General features: G+C 57.1%; 18 protein-coding genes and 1 riboswitch. Of the genes, 8 read left to right on the top strand and 10 right to left on the bottom strand.

Translation table 11 applies throughout. The features are described from left to right. Positions 1 to 13: 13 nt before the first annotated feature. On the bottom strand, positions 14 to 1,030 hold the full coding sequence (locus EY643_RS08325; protein ID WP_152661765.1) for an AraC family transcriptional regulator: 1,017 nt from the start codon (positions 1,028 to 1,030) through the stop codon (positions 14 to 16). Between the two features lie 92 nt (positions 1,031 to 1,122). Between EY643_RS08325 and EY643_RS08320 the strand changes: the two genes are divergently transcribed. After that, entirely contained in the window at positions 1,123 to 2,367 is a 1,245-nt protein-coding gene (locus EY643_RS08320) for an NAD-binding protein (RefSeq protein ID WP_170287326.1), read from the top strand. Between the two features lie 67 nt (positions 2,368 to 2,434). Then, positions 2,435 to 3,124, top strand: coding sequence for a type II secretion system major pseudopilin GspG (gene gspG / locus EY643_RS08315; RefSeq protein WP_170287325.1), 690 nt, complete (start codon positions 2,435 to 2,437; stop codon positions 3,122 to 3,124). A gap of 2 nt (positions 3,125 to 3,126) precedes the next feature. Here the strand turns inward: gspG and EY643_RS08310 are convergent, their stop codons facing one another. After that, positions 3,127 to 6,657 carry a PAS domain-containing hybrid sensor histidine kinase/response regulator gene (locus tag EY643_RS08310; protein WP_152661762.1) on the bottom strand — a complete coding sequence of 1,177 codons (3,531 nt, stop codon included), beginning with the start codon at positions 6,655 to 6,657 and terminating at the stop codon, positions 3,127 to 3,129. A 93-nt stretch (positions 6,658 to 6,750) separates the two neighbouring features. Here EY643_RS08310 and EY643_RS08305 point away from each other — a divergent pair, with 93 nt between their 5' ends. Next, positions 6,751 to 7,785 carry a DUF481 domain-containing protein gene (locus EY643_RS08305; protein WP_152661761.1) on the top strand — a complete coding sequence of 345 codons (1,035 nt, stop codon included), beginning with the start codon at positions 6,751 to 6,753 and terminating at the stop codon, positions 7,783 to 7,785. Here the strand turns inward: EY643_RS08305 and EY643_RS08300 are convergent, their stop codons facing one another. Continuing rightward, positions 7,786 to 9,459, bottom strand: coding sequence for a mechanosensitive ion channel family protein (locus tag EY643_RS08300; protein ID WP_240732866.1), 1,674 nt, complete (start codon positions 9,457 to 9,459; stop codon positions 7,786 to 7,788). Positions 9,460 to 9,750: 291 nt separating this feature from the next. On the opposite strand from EY643_RS08300, the gene EY643_RS08295 reads away from it, so the two are divergent. Beyond that, positions 9,751 to 12,069, top strand: coding sequence for a TonB-dependent receptor (locus EY643_RS08295; RefSeq protein WP_152661760.1), 2,319 nt, complete (start codon positions 9,751 to 9,753; stop codon positions 12,067 to 12,069). 133 nt (positions 12,070 to 12,202) lie between these two features. Next, a complete protein-coding gene (locus EY643_RS08290) occupies positions 12,203 to 13,672 on the top strand; it encodes an MBL fold metallo-hydrolase (protein WP_152661759.1) in 1,470 nt (489 codons plus the stop codon). On the opposite strand, the gene EY643_RS08285 is transcribed toward EY643_RS08290, so the two are convergent. From EY643_RS08285 to bluB, 7 genes are all read right to left on the bottom strand, one after another. Further along, entirely contained in the window at positions 13,669 to 14,721 is a 1,053-nt protein-coding gene (locus EY643_RS08285) for a 3-deoxy-7-phosphoheptulonate synthase (protein WP_152661758.1), read from the bottom strand. The genes EY643_RS08290 and EY643_RS08285 overlap by 4 nt on opposite strands. Before the next feature lie 79 nt (positions 14,722 to 14,800). Beyond that, positions 14,801 to 15,403 (bottom strand): YigZ family protein, encoded by a 603-nt coding sequence (locus tag EY643_RS08280; RefSeq protein WP_152661757.1) that lies wholly within the window; start codon positions 15,401 to 15,403, stop codon positions 14,801 to 14,803. 4 nt (positions 15,404 to 15,407) lie between these two features. Then, positions 15,408 to 16,673 carry a DSD1 family PLP-dependent enzyme gene (locus EY643_RS08275; protein WP_152661756.1) on the bottom strand — a complete coding sequence of 422 codons (1,266 nt, stop codon included), beginning with the start codon at positions 16,671 to 16,673 and terminating at the stop codon, positions 15,408 to 15,410. A gap of 5 nt (positions 16,674 to 16,678) precedes the next feature. Continuing rightward, complete coding sequence (locus EY643_RS08270) at positions 16,679 to 18,040, bottom strand: D-arabinono-1,4-lactone oxidase (protein ID WP_152661755.1); 1,362 nt, start codon at positions 18,038 to 18,040, stop codon at positions 16,679 to 16,681. After that, positions 18,040 to 18,399, bottom strand: a complete 360-nt coding sequence (locus EY643_RS08265) for a c-type cytochrome (RefSeq protein ID WP_152661754.1) — start codon at positions 18,397 to 18,399, stop codon at positions 18,040 to 18,042. Before EY643_RS08265 ends, EY643_RS08270 begins: the two co-directional genes overlap by 1 nt. 69 nt (positions 18,400 to 18,468) lie before the next feature. Next, positions 18,469 to 18,972: a DUF501 domain-containing protein gene (locus EY643_RS08260; RefSeq protein WP_240732865.1), complete on the bottom strand. Its 504-nt coding sequence runs from the start codon at positions 18,970 to 18,972 to the stop codon at positions 18,469 to 18,471. 50 nt (positions 18,973 to 19,022) lie between these two features. Next, positions 19,023 to 19,670, bottom strand: coding sequence for a 5,6-dimethylbenzimidazole synthase (gene bluB / locus EY643_RS08255; RefSeq protein ID WP_152661752.1), 648 nt, complete (start codon positions 19,668 to 19,670; stop codon positions 19,023 to 19,025). Between the two features lie 50 nt (positions 19,671 to 19,720). Here bluB and cobS point away from each other — a divergent pair, with 50 nt between their 5' ends. The 3 genes from cobS (at position 19,721) to EY643_RS08240 (ending at position 23,188) form a co-directional block, all read left to right on the top strand. Continuing rightward, on the top strand, positions 19,721 to 20,509 hold the full coding sequence (gene cobS / locus EY643_RS08250; protein WP_152661751.1) for an adenosylcobinamide-GDP ribazoletransferase: 789 nt from the start codon (positions 19,721 to 19,723) through the stop codon (positions 20,507 to 20,509). Continuing rightward, positions 20,506 to 21,045 carry a histidine phosphatase family protein gene (locus tag EY643_RS08245; protein ID WP_205743183.1) on the top strand — a complete coding sequence of 180 codons (540 nt, stop codon included), beginning with the start codon at positions 20,506 to 20,508 and terminating at the stop codon, positions 21,043 to 21,045. Before cobS ends, EY643_RS08245 begins: the two co-directional genes overlap by 4 nt. 21 nt (positions 21,046 to 21,066) lie before the next feature. Continuing rightward, positions 21,067 to 21,225: riboswitch (cobalamin riboswitch) on the top strand. A 100-nt stretch (positions 21,226 to 21,325) separates the two neighbouring features. Beyond that, positions 21,326 to 23,188 carry a TonB-dependent receptor plug domain-containing protein gene (locus tag EY643_RS08240; protein WP_152661749.1) on the top strand — a complete coding sequence of 621 codons (1,863 nt, stop codon included), beginning with the start codon at positions 21,326 to 21,328 and terminating at the stop codon, positions 23,186 to 23,188. The last annotated feature ends 19 nt before the right edge of the window (positions 23,189 to 23,207 follow it).

Below are 23,207 nucleotides of genomic sequence, written 5' to 3'. Positions count from 1 at the left end.
ACTCTCCTGTTAGTTAACGGCGGCGCCAGGCGCTGGGAGACAGCCCCGCCCATCGCCGAAATGCGTGACTGAAATTGGCCGATCCGGTATAGCCGAGCAGCCGCGAAATTTCATCCATGGGGAGCGCCGTACTGCCGAGGTACTCGAGCGCCAGACCATATCGCAGCTCGTCAACAATTTCACGGTAGCTGGTATTCTCAGACATTAATCTCCGGCGCAAGGTGCGAGCAGACATACCGAGCGCTTCGGCCACCACGTCAATCTCCGGGAACACGCCCGGCCGCGACAGCACCTGCAGACGCACGCTGTTAACTAGCCGGCCCTGCCCACCCAGCCGCGCCATGATCAACTGGCACTGCTGCTCCAGATGAAGCGAGGATTCGCGGTTGCTCTGCAGCAGCGGCTGGTCGAGCAAGCTCGCATCGAAAACCAACCTGGCATGCTGGCTTTGGAAACTCACCGGACACTGGAATAGATCAAAATAGTTCTCGCTCCCGTTTTTGCCCTCGTGCGGCAAGAGCACATGATGGAGCCTGAATCGGTCGCCAAGAATGGCACTAAAAGTTCGCGCCGCTGCCGCAACAGCCCGATCAATAAAAAGGCGCGACAAGCCGGGAGAAACCTCGGGACCATTGGTGAGTTCAAACCAGGCATCGCGGTCACTTTGACCGTAACGAAAGCCAAAGAAGCTGAATGTCATTGGTCCGAAATTTTCCGCAAGTGCCAATGCGTGCTCAAACGTTTCAGCTGCAAGCAAGGCATAGCCAAACAAACCGTAGCGTTCAGGGACAAATACGTCACCCAACTCCAAGCCGATACTCTCATCGCCACTGAGCTCAAGTACATTGGTATAGAACTGCAGTTCCTGGGAGGCAGAAATCGTGACCCCTTCCCGCTCCAACTGTGCTCTGGTCAGACGAGTGTGTTCGAGACAGGCATCGCTACTAAACCCGCGCGCAGCCATGACTTCCAGCGCAGGCAGCAAGGACTTGGCGGGGTGCAACGGCGAGGGTGTAATGATCTTGTTCATAGGACCTTTTACAGTGACCGCAGTGTATCCAGCAGCCACACAAAGCACAAACCGATAGCGAGCTGCCAGACCCCTGGGGTATCATGCTGGGCATGCAGAAACACTATTCAACACAGCAATTTCCATGGATACCCGTCGGTGCACTGGCTATTTTTCTTCTCGCACTGATCGGCTTTACGACAGGCGTCTCGGTAACAGAGCGCCCCGAGCTTGCCGAATCTGGCCTTCTTACCAAAGCCTACTACTCACTGAGCCTGTTTGTGGTTGGCGGAGTAGACCTTGGAACTCCGATCGGGGGGCCCGTTGCCGGGCGTATCATGGTCTGGATCGCCTACTTCGGCGCACCAATACTCGCGGCCTGGGGCCTGATCAGCGCCCTGCTGCACGCCCTGGCGCCACAGGCATGGCAGATGAAACGGATGCGCAACCACGTCGTGGTTGTGGGCGACGGCGAACTGGTGATTAGCTACCTGCGGGTTCTGCGCGAACACAATCGCAAAATACCGGTGGTGGTGGTATCCAATAATAGTGCTGAGGTTTTACGGGCCGAGTTCAAACAGAGTTTTGGCGCCGTGGTGGTCAGCGGCGATATTACTCATGAGTTCTTCCTGCGTGAATTACAGGTCGAACGGGCGCGGCGCATTCTTTTATTAAATGACAACAGCCTGCGTAGTTACGAGGCAGCGAGTGTGCTGCTGAACCTTGTACCCGGTATCGCCTCGCGCGTGGTGATTCACTGCTCCAGCCTTCGCTTTATGCGCTCAATGGCCAACACGCGGGTCGCCAACAGTTGCCACTGTTTCAACACCTATCACATCGCTGCTTCCGGACTGGTTCGCAGCCAGATGCTCCAACACTTCCGCGAGACCGAACCTAAAGATGTCGTCATACTCGCCGGCTTCGGCCGCTTTGGCCAAACTGTTCTCGAAGAAATGCAAAATTCGGCATCCGGGGAATTGGACACGGTGCTCATTATTGACAAGGACGCCAAGCGCCGGGTTCTGGTCGCCGACGAGCAAATGAAGTTTTCCGGTGACTACCGACGGGAACTGTTTGAGGGCGATATCGCGCACCCGGAGGTGTGGGAGAGAGTGCGCTCTACAGTCAGCGTTGACGGCGGCAACACAGTGTTTGTGCTTGGCACTGGCCGTGAAGAAGAAAATCTGCGCACCGCATTATGGCTGCGCCGCAAATACCCCGGCGCAATGGTCATCGCGCGCTCAAGCAAGGAATCCCTGTTTGCAACGGAAGTGGGCGAAGAGCACAACATTATCAGCATTAGCATCGCCCAGTTGTTCGAAGACAACATACCCCGCGACTGGATTGATCTGCAGTGAGAGCATGTTTGTACCCCGCCGGCAAAATGTTCATACTCTGCCGCTAAACTGTACGGAGATAACTCGATTGATTCGCCCCGCCGCCCTGACCCTCATCGCGCTTTCACTCGTTGCCTGTGGCTCTAACATCGAAGACGCTAAAATCGCGCTTAAGGAGAGCATCGTCATCAAGACCGACCTCTCCGTGGACGACCTCAGGTCATACCCTGGCGGGGTCGTCTGTGGCGCCTTCACGGCCTACATTTCCTACCACGATCCACGCAAGGAAAACGCGCCCTTTATCTACAGAGACGAAAAGATTGATCGCGATCCACAGCCGCGTGACTGGAAAGTCTTCTGCAGCGAAGACCCCGCTGCCTCACTCGCCGCGATAGCAGGCTTTGGCCCGATCACCCGGGAGAGCGCTGAATGGCTGAAAATCATCGCCGATTTCGCCAGCATTGAGAGCGCGCTCGAGGACTACTACGAAGAAAACCACTCCTACCCTCAGACCGAACAGGGACTGGCTGCGCTTAAGGAAAAACCGGAAAGCCGCATGCGCATGCCCAACTACCGGGAGGGAGGTTATCTCAATCCGATCCCCACAGACCCCTGGGGACGTCCCTATGTCTATAAGTCCACACAATGGGGCCGCACCAAGGGCACGGTAGAGATGATCTCGCTAGGCCGCGATGGTGAGCCTGGCGGTGAAGGTCTGGATGCGGATGTCAGCTCAGAGTTACAGCGCTACCTCGTCCATATCGACCGTATTCTCTAGCGTCACGCCCGCGTAAGCGCCAGCGTCAGGGCGCGTAAACGGGCTGCGTTAACCGGCTTGGGCAGGAACCGAAAACCCACCGCCTTGGTACGGTCACGAATCACATCACTGTCATCGGCACTGATAATGATGCAGGGCGTTTCAATGCCTAATAACTTACGCCCCTCCACGACCGCGCTGAGCCCAGTATCACCATCGTCCAAATGATAATCTGCGAAGATAATGTCAGGCCGGGGTAGTTCAGCCAGGCGTCTATGCAAAGCCTCCCTGTCGCTCACGCCCGAAACACTGGCTCCCATGGTGATCAGTAATTGCTGCATCCCGTCGAGAATCAGTGGGTCGTTGTCCAGGCAGAGTACCTCGAGACCCTCGAGATCCCGGCTCGCATTCGGCAATTTCTCGGGCCTCCCCACGTCCTGCGGCTGGCCGAAGGTGACCCCGATGGAGAAACAGGTGCCGCGGCCCGGCTCCGAACGAAGCTTCAGCCCGTGGCCGAGCAATTCGGCGTAACGCGACACAATAGCGAGCCCCAGCCCCAGCCCTTCCTCGCCCTGATGGGCATGACGTTGCAAACGCTCGAACTCCTGAAAGACCCTGACCTGATCGCTCTCGGCGATCCCCGGGCCCGTGTCCAGCACCTGCAGCTCAGCGCTATCAGCACGCCTGCGCAATCCGAACAAGACCTTCCCTTCCCGGGTATATTTGATCGCGTTGGAAATAAAGTTCTGCAACACCCGGGTCAGCAGCGCCTTGTCGGAATATAGCCACACGGAACTTGGTGCCATTTCCAGTTGCAACCCCTTGATCTCGGCCATGGGAAGAAACTCTCGATACAGGTCCTCGAATATCTCATTGATAGCGAAGTGGCTACGGCGTGGCATCTGCTTGCCCGAATCCAGACGTGATATCTCGCGAAGTTCGGCAATCAACTGTTCGGCTCGATGCAGCGAACTGTCAATCTGGTCAACGATACGCCGAGTCTCATCGCCCACATCTTCACGCAACTGCGGCTTGAGTGCGGCAGTGAACAGCCTCGCTGCATTGATCGGTTGCAGCAGGTCATGGCTGGTGGCAGACATGAAGCGAGTTTTACTCTGGTGTGCATCCCGCAAGCTGGATTCCACCTGCGCGCGCAAACGATTTTCCTGCCGCAATCGAGCATTGGTTTCGGTGAGCGTCTGGGAGCCGCTGGCCACTTTTTGCTCCAGCTCCATTTTCGCCTCTTCGAGCTGGCCCACGACGTCCCGATAGTCGGTGATGTCGATATAGGTGGTCACGAAGCCGCCGTGAGGAAGCGGGTTGCCGCGAATGTCGATCACGGTACCGTCGGGCATGGTGCGCTCCAACTGATGAGGGTTGCCATCGCGCAACCAGTCCAGTCGTCGACTCACTTCCTCTTCCACCGGGCGCCCCCCGCTGCCAAGAATGCCTCGCTCAGCATTGAAGCGATACACTCTCTCGATCGGGCAGCCAACGTAGAGAAAGCGTTCAGGGTAGTGGAATATTTCCTCGTAGCGCTTGTTCCAGGCCACCAGACGCAACTCTTTATCGACAACGGAGACACCCTGAATCAGGCTTTCCACTGTCGTCTGCAGCAATTCTCGGTTAAAGGTATTCAGACGGCTGGCATCGGTCACCATACCGGCGAGATCTGAGTACTCCAGTTGCTGGCTTCGCTCCAGTTGCTCCATGGCGTGATGAGCAGAGGTTGCACCGATGATTCTGGCAAGCACCGACTCTACCTGATTGACCACAAAGATCGGCGCGCGATCTCCGGGCAGTAGCCGCTGTTGATAGGCAGTCTCAAATTCCAGCCACATGCTGCGCAATTCGTCCGCTTCCATAAATGGCGGCAAAAGCGCCTGGAGCTGGCTCACTCGAATCAGGCTCAACTCGAAATCCCGATCGCGATCGGCGGTGTCGTGGTGATGGCCCTCGGTGAACAAGCGAGCCTGACGCAGGTCAGCAAGCGAGGGTTTCAGCAGCAGAGAGATCAATACCACCGCTGCTGCGTTCACACTCAGGCTCCAACCCGTCGAATAGGCCAGGCGGTTCTCGGCTTCAATGCCAAACAGGTTTGTTGGGCTGAGCCAGCCAATGCCCAACGGCCCCTCAAGTAACAAACTCGCGTCTGCATTCAATACCACAGGCAACACACAGCAATAGAACCAGAGCGCGAGCCCGAGCAATAACCCAAGGATCACCCCTACCCCATGGGCCCGGCGCCAGTAGAGGCCCGCGAGCAGCCCGGGCGCCAACTGTGCCGCCGCAAGGAATGAGATAAAGCCGATCTGGGCCAGCCAGGGAATACCCATGATCTGCTGGGTCACCAACCACGCTGCAAGCAGGATACCGGCGATTGTGAACTGGCGGATACGCCGCAGGCTGTCCCCAAGCTTTAACACCGCGGCCGGTGAGTTCGCGTTGGCGCGCATGATGATTGGCGCCACCACTTCATTGGTAATCATGATGGCGAGACTCACTGTAGCGACGATGACCATACCGGTCGCTGCAGAGATGCCGCCAACGAAAGCCGCGACCGTGACCCAATGAGAATCCATCGATTGGGGCAACAATTGGACATAGGTGTCAGGACTGATGGTGTCTGATACGGCAAAAACACTGGAACCGGCGACACTGATTGGCACCACGAGCACCATAAACAGGGCCAGATAGACGGGGAATATCCACCGGGCCATACGCGTATTCGTTCCCTGCTGGGCTTCGACCACCATCACATGGAACTGTCGCGGCAAACAGAGCACCGCCAGCGCACTGATAAGGGTTCGAGCGACAAAGTCCGAAGACACTGTAAATTCGCCCAACGCCTGGGAGCCATGCTCCATCCTCACGTCGGCTGGAAGCCCCCATAGATAAATCATCGCCAGCATCGCCACGGCCACAAAGGCCACCAGTTTCACGACCGACTCAACCGCGATCGCCGCCATCATGCCCTGATGCCGTTCCCGCCCATCGAGACGTCTTGTCCCGAAAAGAATAGTGAACACCGCAAGTAAAATAGCGACCAGCAAGGCGGTATCTCCGCCATACGCTTCCATCTCATCGAGGCTGCCACCGACGATAGACCAGGCCTGCGAAAGCGCTTTGAACTGCAGGGCTATATAGGGCAACACGGCAGCGGTAGCGACTAGCGTCACCAGGACCGCCAGCATCTGGCGCTTGCCATAACGCGCGCCGATATAGTCAGCAATCGACGTCACACGGTGGCGCTCACCCACGGCCAGCATGCGCTGAATAACAGGCCACCCGAAAAGAAACATCAGGATCGGGCCGAGATAAATGGGAGCGTGGCCCCACGCGGTTTCGGTCGCGCTCCCGACCGCCCCATAAAAAGTCCACGAGCTGCAGTACACGGCCAGAGATAGCGCGTACACGATGCCGCGCGTACCCGGGCGCGAGAACCACCCCTTGGAATTGCCCTGCTCGGAACGGCGATCAGCCCACCACGCCACGGCAAACAGAATACAGATGTAGAGCAGCGCCAGGCTGAGTAGATTTGACGGTGAGATCATCGAGCCGAATTCTATTGTTATCCGCTGTGAGCATACCACGCCAACAACGGCTACTATAGGTGGTAGACCACAACCGCACTACGAGATTGATCTGTGACACCTTCTCATCACTTCATTCGCATTCTGGCCCTGATATTCTGCCTGATCGGTACCGAGGCTCTGGCCCAACGCAAGACCGATGTTGTCCATTTATACAACGGCGACAAAGTCACCGGCGAGATTAAACAGCTGTATGGTGGCATCCTGGAGCTGAGCACAGACTCCATGGGGCGGGTGCGAATCGAATGGCCGGAGGTCGCCAGGGTTGAGAGCAAATATCACTATGAGGTTCGCGTCAGCGACGGCGAAAGACTTTATGGCTCTTTTTCCAACGAGGCTCGCCCCGGCCAGCTGCTACTCACCGACATTTTCGGCCGTCACGAACTTGAATCGTTGGGCGTGGTGGAGATACGCCCTGTAGAAGAGACCTTCATCGATCGCCTGGACGTGTATCTCTCGGGCACCTATGGCTACACCAACGCCAGTGGCGTGACCCAACTCGCCTTCAATACCGAAGTGAGTTACGAGGACGAAAAATCGCGCAACACCCTCTCTGCCCGTAGCGAAATCACCGAAACCGACGAGGGCAGCACGTCAAGCACACGTATCAATGTCAATCGTGGCGTGTGGCGCCTCAACCGCTCCGATGCTTTCCGCACGACCTTTGTGAACTATGAAGATAACGACGAACTCGATCTGGCCTATCGGATAGGTGTGGGCGCCGGCCTGGGCCGCTATGTTCTTGATTCGCACCGGACCCGCCTCGTCGGATCAGGTGGTCTGCAGGTCATCACCGAAAAAAACCTTGGGGCAGAGACCAATCAGGACGTGGAAGCGTTCTTCAATTTGACCTATGCCACCTGGAAATTCACGACACCCGAGCTCAATGTCGACTTGAACTTCACCCTGTATCCCAGCGTTACCGATTTGGGCCGCCTTCGCAGCGACAGCAGCTTGCGCCTACGCTGGGAAATGATAGAAGACCTGAGCTGGGACATCACCGCCTGGGCGACGAGCGACAACCAGGTTGAGGACAGCGACAGCTACTGGGACTACTCCATCACCACGGGCATCGGCTGGGAATTCTGATCAACTCTCTTGCTGTGGATACAAGTGCACGTCCGTCTGTGGAAACGGAATGGAAATGCCCTCGCGATCGAAGCGCATTTTGACTTCGCGCGTGACATCCCAGTAGACATCCCAGTAGTCCGCCGTGCGCACCCAGGGGCGGACGATGAAGTTGACCGAAGAGTCTGCCAGCTCGTGCAGCTTGACCATCGCTTCCGGCTTTTCCAGGATCATATCGTGATCCTCCAGCACCGCTGCGAGAACTTGTTCCGCCTTGGCGATATCATCGGTGTAACTGATACCGAACACCAGGTCTACGCGTCTGACTTTCTGCGCAGTGACGTTCTTGATTACGTCACCCCAGATCTTGCTGTTGGGAACGACCAGGGTCTGATTGTCAAAGGTAGTGATCGTTGTGGACACCAGGCTCATCTTCTTGACCAGGCCCGACGCACCTGCCACCTCGACGAAGTCATCCACATCATAGGGTCGATAGAGCAGAATCATGCCGCCGGCGGCGAAGTTGCCCAATGTATCCTGTAAGGCAAAGCCCACCACAAAACCAGCGACGCCCAGACCGGCGAGCATGGGCCCCAGGGATATCCCTATCTGCGAGAGGGCTATCAAAAACCCGAGGACAAGCACCGTGCCGCCACACACTGAAACCATCACATCCTTGAGCAGCGTTGACATATCATTTCCGGGCCGGTCGCAAGCCGCCTTTACCGCAGACTTGGTCAGCCTGGACAGGTAGCGAAATACCACCATCACGAGAATGAACAAGAAAATCCGGAATAGAATGTCCGGCGCATTGTCCGTTAAAGACTCCTTGACGCTAGCCCAACCGCTCTTGAGCAGGCTGAGCAGGACACCTGATTCAAGCGCGGACACCTTGATCCCCTGTCCCTGAGCCAGCAACACTTCTTTATAGGCGTCGGGCTCATCTCCCATTCGCACCAGTAAATCGATCAACTGCTCGAGATGGCTTAAATCCAACTCCTGCTGCCGCGCCATATCCATACGAGCCGCGCCGAGGTCCGCATTAGACGGGTCCTTGGCGATCCGCTGACTGAGCTCACCGAGAACGGCACCGACATATTCTATTCGCCCGACCAGCGCTTCAGACTGGAGGTATAACATGGGTGACAAATCGTTGGTCAGGGCCTTGCCTTCCAGGCCCAGATCCTGGCGTCTCTCGATGAGACTTACCACCGCCTCGTAATAACGGATACGCAGGTTCTCGAGGTTTTCGATACGCGCCTCGGCGATCACCGCGTCCGACCCGCTTAGATCGCCCAGGGCTGCGCGATGTGTTGCAATGCGTTCGGTGAGTTCTGCCACCCGCTGCAGAATGGCCTGTCCGGCGCCCCCCACACCCTCGCCGAGAAAAGCGGTGACTTCGACGCGCACCGGCGCATCTTCCGGCAAGGTGGCGGCAGCCTTGGCCAATGCATCCAGATCCAGCAAAAGCTTGAAGCTGCGGTCGTCACGTCGGTAAATCAAAGACTCAAGGCTGTGCTCAGTGGCTCCCTCGATCAGTTTGTCCAATGCCTGCAGATCACTTATTTCCTGCTGCAAGCGATCGGACAGGGCCGCTATCTGCTCGGGCGTTTTTGCCTCATCTGCGAATGCCGAAAACGGCAAACCTAGACATAGAACGAGCGCGATCAACAGGTGGCGGATGCTTGGATTCACAGGGGTACTCCGGTTGGACAGGACAGGTTCGAACCGCACAGCGGCAGAATCCCGCTACCTTAGCACAGCTCTGCCATTTTCCCACCGCTACGACAAGCTGCCAGCCGGTACGAATAGTAGGACCGCGGGCTGCAATCCGCCTGACAAAAATGGCCGTTCTGGACATATATCGTGTATTCCGAGATAGTATATTGACTCCTGTATGGGAGGTCTGCCGTGGCAGATGCTCATAAGAAAGATAATTAACCCGTCCGCTCCTAATTGGCATGGACATCTGCGTGAGGTAATGCAATGAAGAACCGTCGCCCCTCTACTCCAGTAGTGGCTAAAACCCTACTAGCGACTGCCATCACAGCACTCGTGGCACCGACGTACGCTCAGGATCTATTCATCGAAGAAGTGATCGTGACTGCTCAGAAGCGCGCTGCAACCGTCCAGGAAATTTCCGGTACGGTTAACGTGGTCACCGGCGAGAGTATGGACAGATACTCCGCGTTCAAATTTAACGACCTCGAGCAGCTGACCGCCGGCCTCACATTGGCCAGCCCGAATGCGCGTAACAACAGCATTGCCATGCGCGGTGTAAGCCTCGATCCGGAAGCGGGCGCGAGCGGTGTTGTGGGTGTTTACTGGAACGACCAGCCCGTGCGTGAAGACGTGGCTTTCTCTCAGCTTTACGATATGGAGCGAGTGGAAGTCCTGCGCGGCCCCCAGGGCACCCTGCAGGGGAAAACATCGCCAGGCGGTTCTATCAACCTTGTAACCCGCCACGCCGACCTCGGTGAAGCAGAGGGATCCGTCGAGTTGAGCGTCTCAGACAACGACGGCATCAACGCTAAAGTCTCTTATGGCGGCCCTATCGTTGAAGGCGTTTTTGCCGCTCGTGTTGCGGCAGTGTATGACATAAACAATTCCAATAACGTCGAGCAGTATCAAGGCTTCGACGACCCGGAAGCCGAAGCCAAGTCAGCGCGTTTGAGCGGTGTATGGCAAGCCACGGACGATCTGAACATAAAGCTCGTGTACCAGTATCAAGACCGGGACACTGAAGACCCCAAGGCGATGAACGGCTCCGACAACCTCGGCGAGCGCCCTACCCTGTCTCCGGGTGACCAGACTTCTCTTGGTGACCTCATCGACAACGCCACTATGGAATACGACCTGGCCAACCTGCAAATTGACTGGGACATCGGCGACCTGAACTTCGCTTCCGTAACCGGCTATTCCGAAAGTGAAAAAGTCGGCTTTACCGAGAATGACCGCGCGAGCTTTGTTCCCACTGAAGAAGCTGTCACCTGGCAGAACTCCAATACCGACCAGGAATCTATTTCTCAGGAATTTCGCCTGTCGTCTTCCGACAATGATTTCTACGACTGGATGATTGGCATCTACTACCAGGATCAGGATACGAGCACCTCGTTCATATCCAACTCTGTTGTAAGCCCCGGTCTGGACATTAACTTCAGCACGGTTGGAGCAATTCCTGTTGAACGTACAGAACTCGGCATTTTCACATTCAATACTTTCTACCTGAATGAGAGGACCAAACTGGAAGTTGGTTTGCGCTATGCAGAGTACGAATCATTCCGTGCGGCTGACGTATTCTACGGCGAGCTGCTGTATCTGCCCTCGTTCCTGGAGCCCATCCAGGACGTAGTAGAAGGCGGCATCAAAGCGGCATTCCCCATCGAAGGCGTGAGCCCGGAGAACCAGAATACCGAGGAAGACACGGTCACCGGTTCTGTCGGCCTGAACTGGGAATGGACTGACAACACCACATTGTATGCGTCCTACAACCGAGGCTACCGTCCCAGCGGCATCTCCATTAACCCCACACCGAATGTTGCGTTCCTGCCCAATGGTGAAGACGACCTGATCCACGATGAAGAAGTCAGTGACTCCTTCGAAGCGGGCTTCAAGGGACGCTACCTGGACGGTCGCGCAACGCTGAATGGCGCCGTTTTCTATCAGAAGTATGACGGCTACCTCGGCTTCGTCCGCGGCGTACAGGTTCTCAACGACGAGGGTGAGCCCGTCGATATCTCCGGTGGCATCATCTACAACGGTGACGCGACAGTATGGGGCACCGAGTTTGAAGGACAGATTCTTCTTAGCGAGCACTGGAACGCCGGCGGTGGTGTTTCCTACGTCAAGGGAGAATGGGACGACGGTGCCGAACGCCCTTGTAACGATCGAGAGCCCGGTGAAGTTTTGGGATCCTGTGACATAGGCGGCGACCCCATCAGTGGCGAGCCAGAATTCACGCTCACGGCAAACACGGAGTACTTCATCCCCACAGGCAGCAACGAGTGGTACATTCGGGCTCTGTATAAGTACACCGATGAGCGCCTCAACCAGGAAGCCTCTGCAGGCATCTCCTCACGTGCTGAATTTGATGCTCACCACGTCGTCAATGTCTACGCGGGCCTGCGCTCCAATGACTACACCTGGGACGTCAACCTCTGGGCCAAGAACCTGCTCGATTCCGACGAAGTCACCTTCGAACAGGGCCATGACCAATATGACATCGCCTATTCAGGCGGTTCCTACACGCAGACAAATATCCAGCAAGAGCGGATTATCGGCGTCACCGCGCGCTACAACTTCTAAACGAAGCAAGCGTATGCAAAGGGCGGCTTCGGCCGCCCTTTTTTATTTCAGTTCACTACAATCCGGCCCCGGGGGACATTGGCGTGCAAACCGCGGGAGACTATTCTAGGCCCAGAACTATCGGAGATTGACCGTGAAAAAACTGATCACCCACACACTGGTTGCCATAGCATTCCTGCTCATTGGTATGACCCTGGCAGACACTAAAATCGCAGAAACAGCGCTCGACGCAGCCCGTTCGGTGCGTTCTGCAACCATCGAGGTTGTCGGCAACAGCGCTGGCATCGAGACACGCACCATGGTGCTTGCAGAGAACCCCGAAATTATCCCCCGGCTGATGGAGGGGGGATCTTTCGGCGGAGAATACTCGGTGGAAGCGGCACAGAACATGTTCGGCCGCACCCAGGGAGCGATCGACGACGTACTCGACAAGACCAGTGTCGTGGAAGTCGGGCCGCGCAGCTACCTGATCCGCATGCCGATTGTGAATGCCGCATTCTTCGTGACTGACGAGGGCGTGGTGCTCGTAGACACAGGTATGGGGCCGGCTGGGCCCGCTATCCTCAAGGCCATCCGCTCAGTCACCGAATTGCCGATTCACACGATCATTTACACCCACGGCCACGTAGATCACGCCTATGGCACCTGGGCGATCATGGAAGCGGGGGAAACTCCGGAGATTATCGCGCATGACGCATTAAAACCACGTTTCGAGCGCTACATCCGCCTGCGCGGATCGCTGGCGAAATATATGAGCCAGCCCGAGGAGCAACTCCCCTCCTCCGCTGATGATCTGGTGTGGCCCACGCGTTACTTCAGCGAGCGGCTGGAGATTGAGGTCGGCGGTGAGCAGTTCGTGCTGCAGCACCACAAGGGCGAAACCGACGACCAGCTCTACGTATGGGTGCCGGGTCGCCGCGCGCTGGCCAGCGCGGACTACTACCAGGGTTTTTTGCCTAATGCGGGCAACGGCAAGCGGGTACAACGTCATGTCGAAGAGTGGTCATTCGCGATGAAGGAAATGGCCGCACTGGAACCGGCGATTCTACTGCCAGCGCACGGAGAAGAAATAACCGACACTGCAACTATTCAGGAAAACTTCCTGGTGCTGGCCGAGACCTTTGACCATATTACCCAACATACTGTGGACGGCCTGAACGCGGGCAAACGCAAGGATGAAATCTATCGCAGTGTCCGCTTGCCAGAACACCTCGCCACGCACCCCACCCTCAATGTGCAGTACGTGACGCCTAACGACATCTCAAAAATGCTGATCAAGCAGTACAGCGGCTGGTGGGATGACATTCCGTCCAACTGGACGCCCGCCACCATGGAAGATCAGGGCGAGATGATCATTGAGTTGGCTGGAGGCAATGTGCCTGCAATTGTGGAGTATGCCCAGGGACTGATCGGCCAGGATATTCGCCTGGCATCTCACCTGACCGACTGGCTTTTCTACGCGCGCCCGGACGATCCCAGCGTACAGCAGCTCGTATACGACGTGTACAAAACCAGGATCATGGACCCGGACACCAACACCATGGAAATGCTGACCTACCTCGACCAGATGACAGCCGCCCGCGAGCGCGCTCGCTCCCGCTAACCGCGACGCAGACGCACTGCGGTTGCGAGCTCCTCGAGCAGAGATGCAGTATCGTCCCAGCAAATACAGGGGTCAGTAATACTCTGGCCATACGTCAGTTCCTGCCCCTGAACCACGCTCTGGCGTCCCTCTACCAGGTTTGATTCAATCATAATGCCGACGATGCTATTGCTGCCCCGCGCAATCTGGGTGGCGATATCGGAGGCCACGTCGATCTGGCGCGCTGGAATCTTGCGTGAATTCGCATGCGATGCATCGATCATAATCCGCTCAGGCAAGCCGGCCCTGGCCAACATACCCGCAGCGTCGTCTACCGAAAACATGTCGTAGTTCGGGTGTTTTCCACCGCGCAGGATGATATGGCAATCCTCATTACCCGCTGTCTGGAAAATCGCTGAATGGCCCTGCTTCGTCACCGACAGAAAGTTGTGCGGCTGTGAAGCAGAACCGATTGCGTCGATAGCCACCTGGATATCCCCGTCGGTCGCATTTTTAAATCCGACCGGACAGGAGAGACCGGAGGCCAACTCGCGATGGGTCTGGCTTTCCGTTGTGCGGGCACCAATAGCACCCCAGGAAATCAGATCTGCGTAGTACTGCGGGCTGATCAGGTCAAGGTATTCGGTACCTGTTGGCAGGCCCATCTCCGCCAGGTCTGCTAACAATTGCCGGGCCAGATGCAGACCTTTATTGATCTGGAAGGTGTCGTTGAGATCCGGGTCGTTGATCAGGCCTTTCCAGCCTACCGTCGTGCGTGGTTTCTCAAAATAAACGCGCATTACAACCAATACGTCATCGGCAATCTTATCCGCCTCTGCTTTCAGCTGGGCGGCATAATCACGCGCTGCCTCGGGGTCGTGAATAGAACACGGGCCCACAATGGCCAGCAGGCGATCGTCCTCGCCGTGAAGAATACGGTGGATGGCACTGCGGGCTTCACTAACTGTTGCAGCTGCCGCTTCGCTGATGCCTATATCCCCGATTAGTTGCTCAGGGGAAATCAGCTCATTGGTTTTCTGGATTCTGAGGTCGTCAGTATTGGCACTCATGCGGGTAAAAACCTTTCCATAGCTAGAAAAAACGGCGCCTAATATAGCACTTGCTGGCCGCTATTGGCATTGCGCCAAATCAGTCCTCCAGCGAGACCACGGCTACGCCCTGGGCGGCGCAAAACTGGCGCAGGGTATCTTCATTCTCCACGGGTATTGCGACCTGCATCGTTACCACATCGCCATAGCCAACCTCTCGCACCTCGGCCTCCAGCAGGGACAGGCGATGCCGCAGGGGCTGCTCCGCTGCGAAACTTGCGTTCAGGGTTAGCCGCCCCATATCACGCAGGGCCAAGGTGGGCGTAATCTCGAGAGCTTGCTGCGTCGCAGCACCGTAGGCCCGGACAAGCCCACCCGCGCCCAGCTTAATGCCACCGAAATAGCGGATTACAACGACGAGGACATCACCTACTTCGCCGTGCTGCAGTACGTTGAGAATAGGCTTGCCTGCCGTGCCGGAAGGTTCACCGTCATCGCTCATCCCCGCGTTGCGGGCATCCGCCGGGGAGCCGAGCAGATAGGCCCAGCAATGATGTCTCGCGTCGGGGTAGTCGAGACGGGATTGGGCAACTGCGAGATTCACGGCGCTGCGGTCTTGCACATGCACCACGCGAGCGATAAACCGCGATTTCTTGATGACGATCTCGCGCTCTGCGGTACTTGCTGGAATCAGGTAAGCCAAGGGGTCAGGCCGGGGTTTCTCCCAGTACTGGCCAGAACTCGGTGACCGCACCTTCTTCAACCACGGCAATAGCGCCAAACTGGAGAAACACGAACTCGCTCTGGTTCGGGCGCAGGAAGACCCAGTCATCCACTTCGAGCCCGATGGCCTCGGAACCGTTGAGCATTTCCTGATTGGTGGACCGGCCGAATACACCATTCGTGCTAAGGCCACTAGGCGACACAGGACTGGCTTTCCAGTACCCCCCATAGGTAAACACCGTACGACTGCGGTTCACGTCCCAGAGGGATTGCAGAGGGCCCAGATTGATCCCGGGAATCTGCACGCCCTCACTGGTTTTCAGCACTGGCGTGGCAATATAGCTGGCGGGCTTATGATCAGCCAGGGATGGCAGGTCAAAGTCAACGGGTTTGACCAGACAAGAACCCGCGGCCAGTTCATTGAACGGATAATCACCCTCATCGTATAGCTGGTAGGTTGGGCTGCCACCGCAATTCAGGATGACGTCTTCAGGCCACGCATCGCCGAGAAACTGCTGCGCCGTCGCTTTGAAATCTGCATAGCTCGCCATCGCCGCCCTCTGATAACGCCCCGGCCCGCCAGGCACTTTGACGATATGCGGCTCATAACCCATCAAACCGGTAAATTGCAGATGCCGGGAACTGCGAATGATCTCCAGCATTGCCACAAGCTCAGACTCGCTCTGAACACCGCCCCGGTGCAAACCGACATCCAGTTCGATACAGACGCGTAAAGATTCGCCCAGTTCATCAGCCAATGCCGCGTACTGGGTCACTCGCTCAGGGCTATCGACCAGCCAGTTCAGCTGCCGTGCGGCATCGAAGGCGCTGTCAGGGCGCTCTCGATAAAATGTCGCTGCGGCAGCCACTGGCAACGGTTTACCCAACAGAATATCAGCCTGGGGCAGACGCTCTGCCACACTGTTGATAAACGGTTGATGGAACAACATCAGCCGGTCGCTACCGGAGTGCTGCATCACTTCCCGCAGCAATTCAATCGAAGGCAGTGACTTGGCGACGATGCGATAGGCAAATCTATCGTCTATGTGACTTTTCAGGGTCGCAATATTTTCCCGCAATACAGCGCGATCAATCAGCAGGCGCGGTGTTGCTATGTCGGCGGTATCGAGCGCGGCACTCAGGCTCTCAAAATAGGCGCTGTGTGGAGCTCCACGGTCGCCCGGGCGCAGCAGCAGCCCTGCACCGGCGGCACCGGCAAGCGTTCCCAGTACGAAATTGCGACGCTTCATTCGACTTACCCGAACAACTTGCGCATATAGTCGTTGAGGAACCTGCCATTGGGATCGAGTTCTCGGCGCACCGCGGCGAAGTCATCCCAGCGCGGGTACAACTCGCGAAACTCATCCTGCCCCAGGCTGTTCAGTTTGCCCCAGTGTGGACGTCCGCCGTATTTACGCAGAATGGGCTCAACAGTCGCAAAGAAGGGTTTGTAGTCCTCCTCGAAGTAGCGATGCAGGGCAATCGACATGGAATCCTGCTGGTAGAAAGGGCTTAGCCAGATATCGTCGCTCTTCACATAGCGGACTTCCAGCGGGAAGAACACCTCGTGATGCTTACTCTCCAGCGCAGCGATCACCTCGCGCAGCGCTTGCAGGCCATTTTCCCGTGGCAAGTGGTACTCCATCTCATTGAAACGCACATTGCGCTCATTAGCGTAGTTGCTCCAGGAGTTACCAACCTTCACCTCATCCGGAATGGTCCGTGCATAGGTGCCGAGAATCAGTTCGCGCAGCGCGGGGGACCAATCCAGCCAGTCCCGCACCGTTTTCAGCTCCATCGTACCCTCGTTAGGGTCGACCGCTTCCTCTGCCGCAGCAATGGGTTCGTCGGTGATGTCGTGTGCGTCGGTGAATCCCCAGCCCGAGAACGGTACATAGAAAAACTCAAAGTTGCGGTGTTTGTCCGCCAGCCCGTCAACAGCCTCCAGCATCTCTTCCAACGGCATCCACACCATTTCGCGGCGCAGCTTATAGGGCTCGCGATTCTGCAAGCGAACCCTGGTAATCAGGCCGAGGCTGCCGAGGGAGACTTTAGCCGCCTGGAAAATTTCCGGGTGCTGCTGCGCGTCGCACCACAATACATCGCCGCTCGCCGTCATCAGCTCTAGCCCGGTGACCAGGGTAGACATACAACCCAGACCCGCACCTGTGCCATGGGTGGCTGTGGCCAGGCTACCAGCGAGGGTTTGTTCGTCGATGTCGGGCATATTGACCATCGCCTGCCCCGCATCGTGCAGTGGCTGGCCAATATCGCCAAGACGGGTGCCGCCTCCGATGGTCGCCTGCAACGTGCTGCTATCAGCGTCACTTACACCACCCATGCGCGAGAGCGAAAGCAGCGTACCATCCGTAGGCACCAGAGGAGTGAAAGAATGCCCCGCGCCTACGGCGCGAATAGTGCCGGTGGTGGAACTTAGCAACTCCTGCAACTCAGCCATGTTAGCCGGCGCCTTGCGCGCCATGGGCAGGCATTGCTGGCTGCCAGACCAATTGCGCCATGGTAGACGCCGCGGTTCAGCGGCGAGCGCCATTGGGCTCACCTGACTGGCGAGCGCGGTGGCCACCAGGGCCTGAAGAAGACTGCGACGCTGCATCATTACTTCTGCTCCCCTGCCATGAAGAGTATTAGCGCCTCAAACTCTTCGGCACCGCAGTCCATACACAGGCCGAAAGGTGGCATGCCGCCAAAGCCATTCACTACACTGTCGAGCAGGGTATTCATTCCCTTGCCCATGCGCGGTTGCCAAGCTGCAGTGTCGCCAGTCAGGGGCGAGCCGGTAGCAGCCACGGTATGACAACTGCGACAGCTGCGATTATAGATTTCGGCAAGCTGTGCATCGGCCGGCTGCAGGTCGCGGCTCGCAACTTCATTCGCGGCCGTTGTGCTGTCTTGTTCCTGCGCACAGGCGGCGAGAACCAGCGTGAGTGCTACAGCGGCTAACTTGATCACTTTCATTGGCAGATACCCTAAAGTTAGTTATAACTACTTTCTTGGTGGTTATTTTATGACCACCGCCGGCCCCGGTCAATGGCTTTGTGCTTGAGTAGCCCAGTACTTATCCAACAGACGCCCTACCGTATTCGGCTCTACCAGATGCGCGGCATACCAGGTGTGAAGGCAGCGGATGCGTGATGTATCGGCAATGCCACCGATACCTTTAGTCGCGAACACATCGCCAAAACCCAGCGCTTCAATCCTCTGCCGGTCTCGATCTGACATAAACTGCTCACGCCTTTGCTTGTAGCGAAGATGTTCGCCAGCCATCGCTGCCTGCAGCTGAGGATCTGCATCAATCTCCGACTGGAGTTGCGCGATTAGCCCCGATGCCTCTACCTGATCTATTCGATATGACAAGTCGCGATCGACCAACCAGTAAAGGGTGGGGAACGGTTTGTCATCTACCAGTGGAGCCACCCTGATCACGCTCGGCCGCCCCTCGGAGTCACGCACGGATACGTCCTCCAGGCCGCGCGGTTCACGGCCGAGCAACTCGCCCACCTCTGCCCTGTCCTGTTCAGAAACACTCAATTTGCAGATCCTGTAGCTTTTATAAACGTCATTACCATCATAGCGCTAAACTACGACTCCCACTTGTCTTCGTAGAGGTATCGCTCTATTGGATCGCGATCTCTCCATCCCTCGGTCTGGAGCATAGGCTCTTCATAAAACTCGTCGGTATGACCTATACACAAGACAGCCATCGGCGTGCTTCCCGAGGGCATACACAGCAACTGCGCAAGCGCAGCCGGATCGAACAGTGACACCCATCCAACGGCCAGCCCCTCTGCCCTGGCTGCAAGCCACAGATTCTGGATGGCGCACGAGGCTGAGGCCAGATCCATTTCCGGCATGGTTCTGCGGCCAAAGACGTGTTGCTCTCGACCCTCCATCAACCCCACCACCAGAAGTTCGCCACAATTGAGAATGCCCTCGACTTTAAGCTTCATGAACTCATTGCCCCGCTTGCCTAGCGCCTCTGCTGTCGCCAGTCGCTCGACCTCAACAAGTGCATGAAGCTGCTGGCGTAGTTCCGGTTTGGTGATACGAATAAAACGCCATGGCTGCATGAACCCAACGCTGGGGGCATGATGGGCCGCATCCAGGAGCCGCTCAAGCACCTCCGGTGCAACAGGATCAGAACGAAAATGGCGCATATCTCTGCGCTCGTGAATCGCGCGGTAAACCGCGGCTATCTCAGGCTGTGTGAATCGGTGTTCGTCTGCCATGAATCAGTTATCATCCTCAGCTTTGCCGCGCATAGTACTCAGGAATAGCAATGAACTCCACGTCTGAAGATTGCACGCCCGCCAGCCGCAAGATCAAGGAATTGCGCGCCATCGCCACTGCCTTCAGTTTTCTGACCCGCATCCCGATGCCCGCCTTTGCCTGGTCCGAGCAGAGCTTTCGCCAGTCGACCGCGTACTTCCCTCTGGTCGGGCTGGTTATCGGTGCCCTGGCGGCTATTGTATTTTGCGCGAGCCTCGCCCTGTGGCCTCAGCCAATCGCAGCCGTGATCGCCCTTGGCACTGCGATCGCGCTAACCGGTGCATTCCACGAAGATGGGCTGGCAGACAGTGCGGATGGTCTCGGCGGTGGTTGGACGGTCGAAGACAAACTCCGAATCATGAAGGACAGCCGCATCGGCACCTATGGCTCGGCCGCGCTATTTCTTGCACTCGCGCTAAAGCTCGCCGGCCTGGCAACTATCGAAGCTGCAATGATTCCGCTCGCGCTACTGACCGCTCATGCCCTTGGGCGCTGGACTACCCTGCCCCTTGTACAATTTTCTCTCTATGTCAGCGAGGGAGCCAGCGGCAAGCCGCTGGTGGAAAGCGTATCCACTCGCAGAGCCCTGCTGGGCAGCGCTTTCACAGTTCTGCCACTACTGTGGCTGCCGGGGAGCCAGGCCCTGGGGCTTATCGGGCTTGTGCTGGCGATTGTTTTCCTGAGTCACGTCTGGCTTAAGCGCAGTATCGGGGGCGTTACCGGCGACACACTTGGCGGCGTCAACCAGCTCACCGAGTGCGCTGTTTACCTGTTCTTCTGCGCGCACTACGCGGCGTGATCGCAAAACTCACTCTGCTGCGTCACGCCCACGCCCAGCGTCCTGAGGGCCGTTGTATCGGCCAGTGGGAGCATCCGTTATCGAACCGTGGCTTCGACGAAATTCGGGCCCTGGCCCAGGGATGGGCAGGCCCCCTGCCTCGCCATATCATCAGCAGCGATATTGGTCGCGCCAGGGAAACTGCGAATACCTTGGCCAGGCTCCTTGGCGCCACTGAACCGTTGCTGGACGAGCGCTTACGGGAAATTTCCATGGGCGACTGGGAGGGTCGGGCTTGGGACGAAATTTATGCCCGCGAAGCCGAGGAAGTCGACGCCTGGGGCGACAACTGGGTCAGCTGCGGGCCACCGGGCGGCGAATCTGCTGAGCAGGTGGCTCTGCGCATGCAGGCTGTGGTGAGCGACTCAGCTCCCGGAACACTACTGATCAGTCACCGGGGGGCACTCGGCATACTGCTCTGCAGCCGGGCCGGAAGACCGCTGACCCACGCCCTTAACTACGCGTTCGCCAATGCGGCCCCCGCCAGTCTTGATTGACTTTACCCAGTCCAGCTCTTATTCTCCCGCCCCGTATCAGGTGCCCGCCGCATTCCTCTGGTCTGCTGGGTGGGTTAAATGGGAAGCGTGTGACGTTCTTCATCGTCATCACCACTGCCCCCGCAACGGTATGCCGTCTTTGACGGTGAGTCCGACACCTGCCTGATGCAACACCGATGGAGCGGAGGGCTTCATTCAAGGTTGTCTGGCCAAAGCCAAGGTCGCATTTCCTGATCCCCTCCCTCAGTCGCCAACATTCTATGGCTATTGAGGAACAACAATGTCCAGATTCACACCACTCGCGCTCGCAGTTGCCAGCGCTATTCCCGCACTTGCGCACGCCCAGACAGAGCCCGCTAACAGTAAGCTTGAAGAGATCATCGTGGTTTCTTCCCGGGTTGAAATGCCGCTGCGCCAGATTGGCACTTCTGTCTCTGTCATTACCGAAACCGATATACAGGCGCGCGGATTCAATTCGCTGTATGACGTACTGCGGACCCAACCTGCGATCGCAGTGAGCAATTCTGGCGGCGCCGGCTCTGCCACCAGCGTACGTGTGCGCGGCGAAGAAGGCTTCCGCACCAAGCTGTATATCGACGGCATTGACGTATCCGATACATCAGGTACCCAGATTGGCCCCAAATTCGAGAACCTGCTGTCGACAGGGATTACGCGTGTCGAAGTACTCCGCGGGACGCAGGGCATGATGTACGGCGCCGATGCTGGCGGCGTCATCAACGCTTACACCCGGTCTGCCGAGCCGGGTCTTGGTGGCAGCGTAAGCGCCGAAGGCGGCCGCTACGGTACCCAACAATTGGCGGCAGATGTTGCCGGCGGCAATGACACTGTTGATTTCAGCCTGACGGCAGTCGACTTCGAAACCGACGGTTTCAATGCACGCGATACTGACACCGACCTGAAAGATGACGATGGCTACGAAAACACAACCCTGCACGGGCGTCTGGGCTGGAACATCACCGACGACTTCCGTCTTGAAGCGGTTATGCGGGATGTTGAAGGAGAGAACGAGTACGACAGCTGCTATGACAGCGCAACCTTCAGCAACAGTAACGACTGCTATAACACATTCGATCAAACCGCCTGGCGGGTATCAGCACAACTGCAAACGGGGAGCTTCAGCCACGATCTAAGCTACACCGGCAATGAAACGGAACGCGCCTTCTATACCAAGAATGTATTCGGCTTCGGTGGCGATGGGGACCTGGATCAATATGGCTATCTGGGCAGCTATTCGCTGACCGAAACCACACGCTTTGTATACGGCGCAGAACGCAAGGAAGAAAGCTTCGACGATGGCTGGAACAACCACGAACGGGAACAGGACGGCTACTACCTGGAATACCAGGGTGAAGCTATCAGCGATGTGTTCCTGACCGCTGGCGTGCGCTACGACGACAATGAAGATTTCGGCACTCATACAACCTACCGCGCGAGCGCTGCGTACCTGATCCCTGTGGGTGACGGTGAACTCAAACTAAAGGCCACCTACGGCACCGGCTTCCGCGCGCCCAGCCTGTATGAAATTGCCTATAACGAAAACGCCTTCTATCCGCCCGCTAGCGAAGTCGAGCTCAAGGAGGAAGAAAGTGAGGGCTTTGATGTAGGTGTCGCCTGGTTCGCGAACAATGGTATCTATCTTGAGGCCAATTACTTCGATCAGACTGTCAGCGACGAAATCTACTTTGACCTCGACTTCTTCTCCGGTTATTTGCAGGGCAGTGGTGATACCGATTCCACCGGTGTTGAACTCATCGGCGAACTCCCACTGGCATGGGGTCTGGCCCTGGATGGCAATTACACTTACAACGACACTGAAAACGCCACCGGCAGCGCGCGCATACGCCGTCCCGAGCACCTGGCCAACCTGGGTCTGACTTGGCTGGGCCTGAATGATCGCCTCTCAATGGGCGTCTATGTGCGCGGTTCCTATGACGCGGAAGACATCGATGGCAGTGAGTTGGACGACTACGAAGTAGTGAACCTCAACGCCAGCTTTACAGTGATCGATGGTCTGGAACTCTATGGCCGCGTCGAGAACCTGCTGGACGAGGATTACCAGGAAGTGCCAAGCTATAACACCAGTGGCGCGGCGGCCTATGCCGGCGTGCGGTACAACTTCTAAAGAGAGAACCAGCGTGAGC

It is taken from the genome of Halioglobus maricola (assembly GCF_009388985.1).
Classification (GTDB): domain Bacteria; phylum Pseudomonadota; class Gammaproteobacteria; order Pseudomonadales; family Halieaceae; genus Halioglobus; species Halioglobus maricola.
Note: the sequence above shows the minus strand (reverse complement) of the source record. Positions and strands in the feature narration are given on the sequence as shown.

What these genes read in the sequence shown, in the direction of transcription:
- EY643_RS08275 (WP_152661756.1), bottom strand. Translation starts at nt 16,673, where the DNA reads ATGAAGCGTCGCAATTTCGTACTGGGAACGCTTGCCGGTGCCGCCGGT.
- EY643_RS08325 (WP_152661765.1), bottom strand. Translation starts at nt 1,030, where the DNA reads ATGAACAAGATCATTACACCCTCGCCGTTGCACCCCGCCAAGTCCTTG.
- EY643_RS08285 (WP_152661758.1), bottom strand. Translation starts at nt 14,721, where the DNA reads ATGAGTGCCAATACTGACGACCTCAGAATCCAGAAAACCAATGAGCTG.
- bluB (WP_152661752.1), bottom strand. Translation starts at nt 19,670, where the DNA reads ATGGCAGACGAACACCGATTCACACAGCCTGAGATAGCCGCGGTTTAC.
- cobS (WP_152661751.1), top strand. Translation starts at nt 19,721, where the DNA reads ATGAACTCCACGTCTGAAGATTGCACGCCCGCCAGCCGCAAGATCAAG.
- EY643_RS08295 (WP_152661760.1), top strand. Translation starts at nt 9,751, where the DNA reads ATGAAGAACCGTCGCCCCTCTACTCCAGTAGTGGCTAAAACCCTACTA.
- EY643_RS08310 (WP_152661762.1), bottom strand. Translation starts at nt 6,657, where the DNA reads ATGATCTCACCGTCAAATCTACTCAGCCTGGCGCTGCTCTACATCTGT.
- EY643_RS08265 (WP_152661754.1), bottom strand. Translation starts at nt 18,399, where the DNA reads ATGAAAGTGATCAAGTTAGCCGCTGTAGCACTCACGCTGGTTCTCGCC.
- EY643_RS08320 (WP_170287326.1), top strand. Translation starts at nt 1,123, where the DNA reads ATGCAGAAACACTATTCAACACAGCAATTTCCATGGATACCCGTCGGT.
- EY643_RS08240 (WP_152661749.1), top strand. Translation starts at nt 21,326, where the DNA reads ATGTCCAGATTCACACCACTCGCGCTCGCAGTTGCCAGCGCTATTCCC.
- EY643_RS08270 (WP_152661755.1), bottom strand. Translation starts at nt 18,040, where the DNA reads ATGATGCAGCGTCGCAGTCTTCTTCAGGCCCTGGTGGCCACCGCGCTC.